We start from the raw sequence: 12,163 nt of genomic DNA on the forward strand, positions 1-12,163 counted from the left end.
TTTAACCAAGTTTTGAGGTCCTATAGCTCAGTTGGTTAGAGCACCTGACTCATAATCAGGTGGTCCCTGGTTCGAGCCCAGGTGGGACCACATAAATCAGACACTTACAAGGATGTGAGTGTCTTTTTTATTTTATTGCAAGGTTGTGTAAGCTATCAAATTTTGGATCAAGCGCAAAAATTGTGGATTAAGCAAAAAGTTTGGTTAATCTGAAGAGGAAACAGTTCTATTTCAACCTGAATTTTTAAAGAGTGATAATAATGGTTAAAGACCAAATAGCTTAATAAGTCTTCTGGAATTGACCTACAATATAATATTTGAAATTCATTGAAAATTTTTTGCAAGATTTCTTTGTAATAGCCACAACCTGCTCTGGCAGCTAAAGGTTAAAGATGATTAGCAGTTATTCAACATTGTCCTTGCAATTTAATTACAATAAAAAACAGTCCTTTTTCAAGATGAAAAATAAGAAAGAGGTTATAATCAGCATCATTTTCCAATTTTGATTTTCAGAAATAATTATCTAAATTTGTTGCTTATAGTCAACCGTTAAAATAATGAAAAAAGGAGTATTGAGTGCCTTAATTAAAAGCCAGGATTTACAGGAACTTGAACAGCATTTAGTATACTCTTATTTGAAGAACAGGCATATTGACTATATTAAAAGTCCGATATTGCGTGACTATTTCCAGGATTTCGAACAGAATGAAGCGTTACTTTCACGTATATCCACTTTAGAAATAAATACCATAAAATCGCTTGAAAGCCACCTTGAGCTTATTATTCCTCCGGATGACAGGAAGCTGAACGGAACTTTTTTTACCCCCGATTATATTATTGATTTTATCATCAAAGAAATTCGACCTGAATACGATCATAAAAACCTGGATCCAAGCTGTGGATGTGGAGCTTTCCTGATCGGTTTGGTAGATTATTACAAAAATCACCTGGGAAAAAGTATCCGTTCGACGGTGCAGGAAAATATTTACGGTTCGGATATTCTCAATTATAATATTCACAGGACCCAGCTGATCCTTACGGTTTTTGCCCTTCAGAATGATGAAATATTGGAAAAAACCGATTTCAATTTATACTGTCAGGACAGTTTAAAAGCCAAATGGAACCTGAAGTTTGATAACATTGTAGGAAACCCTCCTTATGTGAAATTTCAGGATCTTACAGAAGAGAGCAGAGACTATTTGGTTAAAAACTGGAAAACTGTTGAAGGAGGAACGTTCAACCTCTATTTTGCCTTTTTTGAGTTGGGGTATCAGATTTTGAAGCCGGCAGGAAAATTAGGATATATTACCCCCAACAATTATTTTACTTCCTTAGCCGGCGAATCAATCCGACGTTATTTCCATGAGAAAAAATGTGTTTCAAAAATTGTTGATTTTAGCCACAAGAAAGTATTTGATGCCCAGACTTATACAGCCATTACATTTTTAAATAAAGAAAAAAATGAAGCCATAAGTTTTGACAGGATTAAAGAAGGCTATACTCCGGAAGATTTTCTGTCTGTTGTGAATGGTTCTCCAAATTATCTGAAAAACCTGAACGTTAAAAAATGGCAGTTATTGAAAACGGATGAGCAGAAAAATATCAAAACCCTTGAAACGATTGGGACGCCCATCGGAAAGCTGTTTGATATCTGTGTAGGCATTGCCACCTTAAAAGATGATGTCTTTTTTGTAGACGGAAATCAGGAGAAAAACGGATATTACATAAAAAGTACGGATAACGGAATATTCAAGATTGAAAAAGAAGTAACCAGACCTGTTTACAAAATATCAGATTTTAAAAACCAAAAGGAGACGGAGCAGAATACAAGAAAAATCATATTTCCATATGATATCAAAGATGGAGTGGCAACAGCTATTGCTGAAGAAGATTTCAAAATACGCTTCCCTAAATGCTATGCTTATTTGGTCTCTGAAAAAGAAACCTTAGTTTCAAGAGGTAAAGCAAAAAAGAAATTTGAACCGTTTTTTGTCTGGGGAAGAACACAAGGGCTGACACGGACAGGAAAAAGAATCATGAATCCTACTTTTAGCCAGAGTCCGAGATTTTTATTGGTGGAAGAGGAAAATGCGTATTTTACAAATGGTTATGGAATTTTTTTCAAAGATGGAAAGCATAAAAATCTTTTTTTTGATGAAGCGCTAAATCCTATAAGTAAAGTTGAGAACATTGATGTCGTTCAAAAAATCCTCAATTCATATTTAATGGATTATTATGTAAGTAAAACAAGTGTGGCGATTGAAGGAGGCTATCCCTGCTATCAAAAGAATTTTATTGAAAAATTCTCTATTCCTGTACTTTCGGAAAGTGAAATAAAATTACTCCGCTCCCTGAATGACAAACAGGAAATAGATGAATTTTTATTTGAGAAATATCATCTGAATGAATTATCAGGAAACCTCGTCTGATATATATCCAATAAATCCTGGGTAAATGTTGAATATGATAAATGATCAATATTGGCCGGTGAATCTGCTCTTAGTAAGCCATCCTGTATCAATTCCTGGGTTGTATTATAAATTTTAGGTGTTTGCCTGTCAAAGTCAACCAAAAGAAGACAGCATCTTTCGTACTTATAATTTTCCAAGTCGGGGGTAATTCTATTGTTTATGGACTGGAAAGCGTTAATGTATTTTTCTATATTTACTCTTTTAAAGGCAATATTTCCAAGCTTTGCCTCATCTGTATCATATTCTTTTACAGGAAGCATATAAACTTCACCAAGAACCATATTAGGAAACCTTAAATGCAGGTTTAGAGACTCTGCAAATGTTCGCTCGTATAAAGTATCGAAATTTTTATTTAAACTGTTTAGCTGACTGCGTACATTGATTGATAATATACTTTCGGTAAAAGTTGAACCATAAATATCATCGGAGTTATTTAAAAAAGTCGGAAATGTTAATACTTCTGGTAAAATAGTTATATTTCTCGGAATAACACATATGTCTTGTTTTTTAGTTTTTAAATAACCAGACAATTTTAATTCTTTGTCTTTTAAAATGACAGGCCCATTAGTAATTCTTTTGGATGGATTAATTACCTTTAATAATCTGGCTTTGTCAGGATTTATGAGACTTGGATGAATTCCTTTGTTAAAAAGGTCTGTTTTTACTGCACAATGTATTAATTTAATAAGCTTACTGGCTCTGATTATATTAGCTTTTGTTCTATTTACAATGGCCAATTCATAAGCCGTTTTAATGTCGGCCAGTGCCTGCTGCATTGTGATTTCATCAAATGCAATACCTGTATGATTATTATTGATATTGGGCATTTATTTATAAATCGTTTTGGGCACCGAATCTTTCCTTGTAAACCGATAACAAATCAGGTACGAAATTATTCCAGGACAGTTCACTGATGTCGATCTTTGAATCATCAGGTATTAATCCTGCCTCTTTCAGCTCATCATTTGTATTGTAAATTTTAGCAGGAGTCTGACTGAAATCAACAATCAATAAACAAACCTTCTCGTATTTGTAAAAGTTCTTTTCCGTTCCCTTTCTGTTGTTAATGGCCTGAAAAGATTTTATGTATTTAAGTACTGTTGCCTGATTAGGATTTTTGAAAGCAATCCTGTTGTCTTTAACTTTTTTGTCGTCGTATTCAGGAACTGCAATCATATAAACTTCACCTAAAACCATTTTAGGGCAGCGGTCGTGCAAATTGATCGCCTCTGAAGTTGTTCTTTCATAAAGCGTATCAAAATTTTTCTGGATACTGCTTATCTGGCTTCTAACATTTATAGAAATTGTTCTTTCTGTAAATTTTTCACCATATTCGTCTACAACATCCTGTAGTAGCCCCTCTTCTAAAATTTCTTCGGCTTTATCAAGATTTGAAACGATACAGACATCTTGGTTTTTCTGCTTACGGGAGCCAGCAAGTTTTAATTCAGGAGTTCGGTAGTTTAAGGGAGGGAAAATCAGTTCTTCATTTACTCCTGCTTCAATCAATTCAATTTTTACGGCTTCGTGGATATTTAGAATCGGTCGGGAAGATCTGATCATTGCTTCTTTTCCCGGTGCCCCTTTCTCAATGATAGAAGTTTCTATTAATTCCTTAAAATTATCTATCGCCTTTTGTATGTTTTTCAAACTCATGATGATTAAAAAATTCTTTAAGTGTTACATTTAATGCTTTTGCTATTTTTTCAATATTGATTATAGAAACATTACGCTGTCCATTTTCAATACTTGCAATGTAACTTCTGTCTAAATCAGCAGTATATGCCAAATCTTTTTGAGACATACCGGACTGCTCCCTCAATTCTCTTATGCGCTGACCTATTTTTATTTTTATATCCACAATGGCAAAGATCAAAATTTGTTGACTATAAATCAAAGACTATAAGTAACATTGTAAGTCATATTCCCGATTTATTGAAACTGAATGCAAAAGAATGACCCGAAAGATAAAGCTTACAATACTGCTTTTATAGATTTTCTTTTTTAATCTGTGGAATAATTCCACAAAAAACTACCCAAAAGTAGTATTTCAAACCCATAAAAAGGAGACTAACTTTGAGGTGGAAATAAAAACATATCTCATAAACTTTTCTACCATGGGAAATTCAGGAATCTTAATCAAAACAAAAATTGTCAGGCTCAGTCATCCGGTAACGAACAGCATTGTTCAGGAAGCCACGCAGATTTTAAATAAGGTATTTAATCTTGCTGAGTTTGAAGAAGAACTTTCCAGGCAGTCTTTTGTCTGTACCAACAGACCAGAGTTTTGCCGGAATGGAAAAGAAATAGCAGGGGTGGATGTTTTTTCGGACTTTATCTCGAAAGAGAGTATTGAGGTTCTGGTTTCTGTGAAAATTCTCAGGAACTGGTGGAAACGCTATGTTTCAAAAACGATGGGTGAAACCAATCCCAATGGAAATTCAATCATAACATACAACTGGTGGCTGAAAAATGACCGGAATTTAGCTGTTAATTATGCCATTCATCTTGGGCATGAGATATTTCATACCCGGTATTTCGGATATATCCATGATCCTGAAATCAATGATAAAGATTTTGTGAACGAAAAAGATGTGACTTATATGATTGACGATATCCTGGAAAGATTAATCAAAAAATATAATCCAATGGAGTCCAGAACCCATTTAAAAAAACGGGGCGAAACCGAAAAGCCAGACGAGTAGGACAAAAATTAATAATGATGAGTTTAAAACAATATCTCCGAGATGCCGGTTATGATCTGATAGACGGACCGGTAAGAAATCATAACCTTTTTCAGCTATGGGTGAAAAAGACTTTTGATAAAATTGAACTGTATTATGCCAATGTTGATCACGCATTCATAAATGATGAGGTTAAGCTTAGTGAAATTACAAGTGATGCCTTGAATGTAACGTCCGCCCAGAAAGATGAATATGGCTTCAATATCGGGATTACCTTTTTGGAAAATATTCTGGAATCTTTGGGAATGGGGAATTTAGGACTGTCTGTAAAAATTAATAAAGGAAAAAAAGTAACGATAAGTTATGATAATTCTATAACCAAAGAATGCCCGACAGGTGAACTTGAAAATTATTTTTCAGGTGCAGACTTCAGACACAGTAATCCGGCTCTTCTTAAAAATGCCAACCGCAACAATATTATCATTGTTTCAGGCGTTGTTTTTGCTAAAAATCTGATAGTAGATATTGAAACGGATTTTAAGCTGACGGCCGAAATGGTAGCCAGCCTTAATGATGCCGCTGAAGGAAAACTGGATTTCAGTATGGGAAGTACCACTAAACTCAAAATGGTTTCCGCAGGAACAGGTTTTTTCCCGATTGCAGCAAAAGCAGACAGGGTCAACTTTAATAAAGGAACATTCAAAAGATTAAAACTTCTTACAGATTCCAGAGATATTTTTTAAAACTGTGCATTCTGAATGTTGAAACTGATGATACCCGCCACTTACATTTTGTAGGTGGTTTTGTTTTAAATCCGATAAAAAAAGAATTGTCTACCATCTTGATTATTTCCTGATAACCGGAGACTTAAAAAAAATATATATATATTTGAAAATTAGCTGGAAATCTTAAAGTTTTGGTTCAAAAGCTCATCTATATTGATTGTTTCGAAATACGATGGAAATTAAGTAATGAGGCTTTATTACAGTTAATACTACAAAAAAGGGGATCTTTTCCATATCTCTGAAACTTTATCAGTACCATGAAAACAAAAATAACAGAAATCGTTCAGGGAATTAAAAAAAAGCATGTGAATGATCCCACAGTTTCATCAGACAAGGATCTCATTGCAGAAATGTTGATATCGGACGTTCCCCAGGCAATCGAAGCGCTTAATCAGTTAGATCTCGATACCCTTGAATGGATCTCTTCCCGTTTTGAAGAAATTTCTTACCGGCTTCAGAATAAAGAATGGGTGGAATGCCTGAAAAGATTGTTAATCAAATTTCCAGACAGCCAAACGCTGAAAGAAGATGTTTATGATGCCCTTGAAGCTTATTATGGAGAATAATCATGGTGACGAAAAGTTCAGCTGTATCCGGAAAAGATTAATTCCTTAACTTTGTAATTCTGAACGGATAGCAGACCGTTCCCAACTATAAAGCCATCATTATGTCTATAACGAACGAAAGCGAATTAACCGGAATGCAGAAAGTGAGCGAAGCAGTTGCCTTTACCCTGAGGGAAATGATCAGCTATGCTCAGCCCGGTATGACCACGAAAGATCTTGATGAATACGGAGCAAAGATCCTTTCAGATTTCGGGGCCAAATCCGCACCGTATTTAACGTATGGATTTCCGGGGTGGACGTGCATCAGCGTAGACAACGAATTCTGCCACGGGATTCCTTCCGAAAAAAGAACTCTGAAAGAAGGGGATCTGATTAATATTGATGTTTCAGCCGAACTTAACGGATACTGGGCAGACAACGGCGGCTCTTTCGTGGTGGGAAAAGATATTCACGGACATCAGAAGCTGGTGAATGCTTCCAGAGAAATTTTAGAAAAAACAATCAACAGGATAAAAGGAGGTGTTAAAATAGCAGAGATCGGTGCCCTGATGGAAACCGAAGCCAAAAAAAGAGGCTTTAAAGTCATCAGAAATCTTGGCGGACACGGAGTGGGAAGAAGCCTGCACGAGCAGCCGGATGAACTGCTGAATTATAAAAACCGTTTCGACTCCAGAAGATTTAAAAAAAACTCGGTGGTGGCTATTGAAACTTTTATTTCCACAACCTCCAGTCTTGCCGTAGAACTTAATGACGGCTGGACGATGGTAGGAAATAAAGGCGGTTATATGGCACAGCATGAACATACCATTATGATCACAGACGGTAAGCCTGTTATCCTGACTGAAATGAACGGAATATTGAACTGAGTTCATTCCTCTCAATAAAAAACAGACACTTGCAGCGATGCGAGTGTTTTTTTGATCAATATTTTCTTTAAAACCCTTCACACGTATTTAAAAAAACTGTATTTTAATTCATTATTTGAAGAATTATGTATTATAGCGGTGCAAATTGCGACATCTATATAGGCCGGGGAGCCGGAAAAAAACTCCTTGAAGATATTTCCTATGCCAGGAAAAATGTGAAAATCGTTTCCCCTTATTTATCGGCACACCTGGTAAGGCAGCTCATCGCTTTAAGATCGAGAGGGATTCAGGTAAACCTGATCACAACAGATAATATCGAAGATTTCTATGGCGAATATGAAAAAAATATTCATAAAATGATCATTCAGCAGAAAGTGGTTGATGAACATGCACAGGCCGTCCGCAACAGCTGGATAAGTCTGGAGAAAATGCTGCTTTACATCATGCTGGGATCAGCAGCTTTGCTGATTGTTTTGCTGTACTCCATGAAAGACCTGAAAATACTGTACGGTCTTTTCCCTTTACTTGTCTTATTTTTTATCAGAAATTACTATCTCACCAAAATAAAAACCAAAAGGATCTACAATTACCATTACCGGCAGCTGTTCCCTTTTAAAGTATTTGTTTCCGACCCGGGAAACAGCAGTTTTATCCACAGTAAAATTTATATCATCGACGATGAGATTGCCTATATGGGATCCCTGAATTTTACAGGGAGCGGTCTTAAAGGGAATTATGAAACAAGAATCAGAACCACAGATCCCAATGCAGTCGGCCGGATTGTTACCGAATTTAATGAGCTTTTTCATTCAGAGCTCAGGCAGAGAGATATTCAGGCATGGGGAAAACACCTGTATCCGGAACCTGCCAATTAAAAGTGTTACCACAAAAGCATCCGGATGGGTGCTTTTTATTTTCGGAATCTCCGATAATGTATTGACTGTCAAATACAGAAATTCCCTGAAAATAGCTCATCATTTTCCAACCTTTATTCTTTTTGAAGCATCTTAATTTATATTGAGTTTTTTTATTAAATTTCAAAAAAACAACTGATTATGAAAAATATATTTTCCATACTACTTACTTTATGTCTTCCGGTTCTGTTCTCTGCACAGATTCCGGTGATTGAGATCCCTGATGACAAAGGAGGTTTCAGGAAAGATAATCAGGTAATTCTTCAGAAACTGGATATAGAAACTAAAATTACAGGCAATATTTCCACCAATATCATCACTATGGTTTTTAAAAATAAAGCCAGCCGCCAGATGGAAGGAAGAATGACCTTTCCACTTCCTGAGGGAGTAAGTGTGAGCGGCTATGCGTTGGATATTGCAGGAAAACTGAGAAATGCTGTTCCCGTAGAAAAAGAAAAAGCCAAACAGGTCTTTGAAACCATTGAAAAGAAAAATATAGACCCGGGAATCCTGGAAAAAGTGGAAGGAAACAGTTTCAGAACAAGAATTTACCCGATTGAGGTCAATGGGGGCGAAAGAACCGTGCAGATCACTTATCATTACGAATTGAAGAGATCAGGAAATAATTATCAGTATTTTCTGCCGCTCAGTTATTCATCTTCCATCCCGGAATTCCATCTCCGGACCATTGTTTTTAAAGATCATACAGTTCCTCAGCTGGAAGAAAAACCGGACGGAAGCTTTTCCTTTGTCAGAAACGGAAACAGCTGGATAGCAGAAACCCATAAACGCGATTATAAACCGGGACAGAACCTTAAAATCAATATTCCTCAGGAAAACACCGGTCAGAATATACTCATCCGAAAAGAACAGGATGGCTCATCCTATTTCCTTGCTGCAATGAACATAGACCCCAAAGAAAGAGCTAAAAAACTTCCCGGTAAACTGGCCATAGTCTGGGATAATTCCTTAAGCGGAATGAAAAGAAACCATCAGAAAGAATGGAAACTGCTTGAAGAATATTTTAAGGCAAATAAAAGCCTTTCCGTAAAAGTATATTTCCTGAACAATACCTTTGATGAAGGAGATACCTTTACCATAGAGAACGGAAACTGGAGCGGGCTGCAGAAATATCTTTCAGGAACGGTGTATGACGGAGGAACAGATTTCGGAAAGCTGAAACCGATTAAAGAAGAGGAGATTTTATTTTTTACCGACGGAATGTCAACTTTCGGGAGCCCGGATTTTGTCTGGAAAAACCCGGTATTTACCATTTCTTCATCCAATGCCGCCAATTTCAGCTATCTGAAATTCATCAGCAGCAAAACCGGAGGTGAATTTTTAAATTTAAATGAAAACGAGCCTGAAAAAGAAGTCAGAAAGCTGCTCTATCAGCCCCTGAAATTTTTAAGAACTGAAGACAATACTTCCGTTACAGAAACTTATCCTTCCACAGCACAGACGGTTACACAGGATTTCATACTGGCGGGATTAGTAAAAGAAAACCGTGCTTCAGTAAAAGTACTGTTCGGGTATGGCAATGAAGTGACAGAAATCAGGGAACTTCTGCTGGATGCCGGTTCACAGTCTGTTCAGGATTGGGATATTTCACAGTTCTGGGCCCAGAAAAAATTAAACGAACTTGAAGCTTTTGATACAGAAAACAGGGACAAAATTAAAGAACTCAGCAGAAAATATGGATTGGCAAGCCATAATATGAGCCTGATGGTATTGGAAGATGCTTCAGATTATGTAAAATATAAAATCAGGCCTCCGGCAGAATTACAAAAAGAATATGACATGATCATCAAAGGATACGGGGAAAGGAGAGACTGGCTGGTCAACAATATCATGGAGGAGGCCGAAAAGACGGTTGAAAATCTCAAAGATTGGTGGAAAACAGATTTTCCGGTCAAAAAAGATCCCCGGATTAACCCGCCCAGAAAGTATGATACAGTAGTTTCTGAGCCGGTACGTTCCGCGAACGCATATGAAGTGGCGGAAGCAACAGCCTCTAATTTTGCCCAGCGTAGGGGAGAAAGAAGGACGAGAGAACCTAGAAGTCGGAGTTTAGAAATACAGGAAGTTACAGTGTCAGATCTGAACATCCAGAAAAAAGGAAAGATGACAATAGTTGATGTAAAATCAGATGCTGATTATATGAAGTTTTTTGCTTCGGCTGAAAAATCCTCAGAGATCTATAATATCTATCTTCTCCACAGGAAAGACTATATAGAAACCTCTCAGTATTATTTTGACATTGCCGGGCTGCTCTTTAAAAATAATGATAAAAAATCAGGACTGAGAGTACTCAGCTCAATTGCTGAACTGGACATTGAAAATGAAGAACTTTACAAACTGCTGGCCTACAAACTGAAACAGGAAGAAATATATGATAAAGAACTCTGGATCACTGCAAAAATTCTGGAATTAAGACCTTTTGATCCGCAAAGCTACAGAGATTATGCATTGGCACTGGAAGATAACAAGCGGTACCAGGAAGCTCTCGACAATTTGTATAAAGTGCTTATCCAATCCTATTCCCCTGAACAGTCAAACCGAGATAGAGGTATTGAAGAAATAATCCTTATGGAAATCAATCAGCTGATCACCAGATACAGGAGTGAACTGGACATCAGCAAAATCAATCCTAAACTTATTGCTGATCTTCCGGTCAACATCAGAGTGGTCATCAACTGGAACAAAGACGATACAGATATTGACCTTTGGGTAACAGATCCCGATAAAGAACGCTGTATGTATTCCCACAACAAAACAGAAGCCGGAGGAAGGCTCAGTAACGATTTTACCGCAGGATTTGGCCCGGAACAGTTCCTGCTGAAAAAAGCGGTGAAAGGAAAATACAGCATAGAAACCAACTTCTTTGGCGAAAGACAGGTCTATATTTCAGGCCCTACCGCAATTATGGCGGAAATATACATCAATTACGCCACCGGAAAACAGGAAAGAAAAACAGTGGTTTTCCAGAATCAAAAAAAAGAGAATAATGAAGATAAAGAAGGAATCCTGATCGGTGAATTTGAATTTTAAAATACCGGAAATAAGTTCATGTATACATTTTCAGATTGGCCTTTCTCAGATATTTTCCGTATCTTGAACAGATGCAGGATGAAATAAGAAAAGAATTTCCCGTATTGGTTTCCAGACCCAACTGGACAATGACCTGGCTGATAAGGATTTTAGCCGGAACTTTCCTGCTCTCTTTATTGATCATACTGTCAGTATTTCCTTTGATTTTTGCCGGATGGTCCGTCGTTTTTATCGCTGGAGCCATTATGTATTACTTCATATGGGGTACCACACTCTTTTTTTTATCCCGGCATATAAAAAGAAACGCGGAAAAAAGGATCAGAAGAATTGTGGTGGATGACCAGGGAATTCACTATGAAAAAGCAGACGGAACCACAGATGAGGTACTTTACAGCAGGATCAGAAACCTTAATCTGCCGGATACCTTTGATGTACAGATAGCCAGCCAGAACAAAACCTGGCTTATCGCTGTATTTACAGACACCGGATATGAAAAAATCAATTTCAACAACCTCGATCCGGCCTTGTCTTATTCCCTCAAAAACAGCAGAGCCCTGAGAGCTGGTTTTATACAAAGAATCAGACATTTCAGGCCCGATCTGAAAGTTGATCCGCGGATATATGAAGAATTCTGCATCCATCCGGATACCTTTCAGTTTGATCCGAAAGCATTCTGGAAATTAGTGATGATCTCTGCTGCTATTATATTGGGAATACTAGCGTTCGCTGGGGTTTTTCTACTCGCAGTATTGTATTTTTCCGGACAGATGAAATAAAATAAACCGTAAAATGTATCCGTTTTTCCTTAATTTGTATCCTTAAACCG

11 protein-coding genes and 1 tRNA gene are annotated in these 12,163 nt (G+C 37.0%); 9 read left to right on the top strand and 3 right to left on the bottom strand.

What is annotated here, in order from left to right:
- Nucleotides 1-16 precede the first annotated feature (16 nt).
- Nucleotides 17-90: transfer RNA gene (locus AC106S_RS07725), tRNA-Ile, on the top strand.
- 467 nt (nucleotides 91-557) lie between these two features.
- Nucleotides 558-2,429, top strand: coding sequence for an Eco57I restriction-modification methylase domain-containing protein (locus tag AC106S_RS07730; RefSeq protein WP_482438518.1), 1,872 nt, complete (start codon nucleotides 558-560; stop codon nucleotides 2,427-2,429).
- Here the strand turns inward: AC106S_RS07730 and AC106S_RS07735 are convergent.
- The 3 genes from AC106S_RS07735 to AC106S_RS07745 are packed head-to-tail and all read right to left on the bottom strand — an operon-like array spanning nucleotide 2,396 to nucleotide 4,347.
- A complete protein-coding gene (locus AC106S_RS07735) occupies nucleotides 2,396-3,298 on the bottom strand; it encodes a hypothetical protein (protein WP_482438519.1) in 903 nt (300 codons plus the stop codon). The two genes, AC106S_RS07730 and AC106S_RS07735, sit on opposite strands and share 34 nt — an antisense overlap.
- Nucleotides 3,299-3,302: 4 nt before the next feature.
- Nucleotides 3,303-4,121: a hypothetical protein gene (locus AC106S_RS07740; protein ID WP_482438520.1), complete on the bottom strand. Its 819-nt coding sequence runs from the start codon at nucleotides 4,119-4,121 to the stop codon at nucleotides 3,303-3,305.
- Entirely contained in the window at nucleotides 4,093-4,347 is a 255-nt protein-coding gene (locus tag AC106S_RS07745; RefSeq protein WP_482438521.1) for a helix-turn-helix domain-containing protein, read from the bottom strand. Before AC106S_RS07745 ends, AC106S_RS07740 begins: the two co-directional genes overlap by 29 nt.
- 241 nt (nucleotides 4,348-4,588) lie before the next feature.
- Between AC106S_RS07745 and AC106S_RS07750 the strand changes: the two genes are divergently transcribed.
- The 7 genes from AC106S_RS07750 (at nucleotide 4,589) to AC106S_RS07780 (ending at nucleotide 12,113) form a co-directional block, all read left to right on the top strand.
- Nucleotides 4,589-5,176 (top strand): hypothetical protein, encoded by a 588-nt coding sequence (locus AC106S_RS07750; RefSeq protein WP_482438522.1) that lies wholly within the window; start codon nucleotides 4,589-4,591, stop codon nucleotides 5,174-5,176.
- Between the two features lie 14 nt (nucleotides 5,177-5,190).
- Nucleotides 5,191-5,898, top strand: a complete 708-nt coding sequence (locus tag AC106S_RS07755) for a gasdermin (protein ID WP_482438523.1) — start codon at nucleotides 5,191-5,193, stop codon at nucleotides 5,896-5,898.
- Nucleotides 5,899-6,197: 299 nt separating this feature from the next.
- On the top strand, nucleotides 6,198-6,506 hold the full coding sequence (locus tag AC106S_RS07760) for a hypothetical protein (protein ID WP_482438524.1): 309 nt from the start codon (nucleotides 6,198-6,200) through the stop codon (nucleotides 6,504-6,506).
- Between the two features lie 101 nt (nucleotides 6,507-6,607).
- Nucleotides 6,608-7,372 (top strand): type I methionyl aminopeptidase, encoded by a 765-nt coding sequence (map, locus tag AC106S_RS07765; protein ID WP_482438525.1) that lies wholly within the window; start codon nucleotides 6,608-6,610, stop codon nucleotides 7,370-7,372.
- A gap of 125 nt (nucleotides 7,373-7,497) precedes the next feature.
- Nucleotides 7,498-8,247, top strand: a complete 750-nt coding sequence (locus tag AC106S_RS07770) for a phospholipase D family protein (RefSeq protein ID WP_482438526.1) — start codon at nucleotides 7,498-7,500, stop codon at nucleotides 8,245-8,247.
- Nucleotides 8,248-8,427: 180 nt separating this feature from the next.
- On the top strand, nucleotides 8,428-11,337 hold the full coding sequence (locus tag AC106S_RS07775; protein ID WP_482438527.1) for a VIT domain-containing protein: 2,910 nt from the start codon (nucleotides 8,428-8,430) through the stop codon (nucleotides 11,335-11,337).
- 35 nt (nucleotides 11,338-11,372) lie between these two features.
- Nucleotides 11,373-12,113, top strand: coding sequence for a hypothetical protein (locus AC106S_RS07780; RefSeq protein WP_482438528.1), 741 nt, complete (start codon nucleotides 11,373-11,375; stop codon nucleotides 12,111-12,113).
- Nucleotides 12,114-12,163 lie beyond the last annotated feature (50 nt).

The organism is Chryseobacterium sp. FR054, assembly GCF_056844565.1.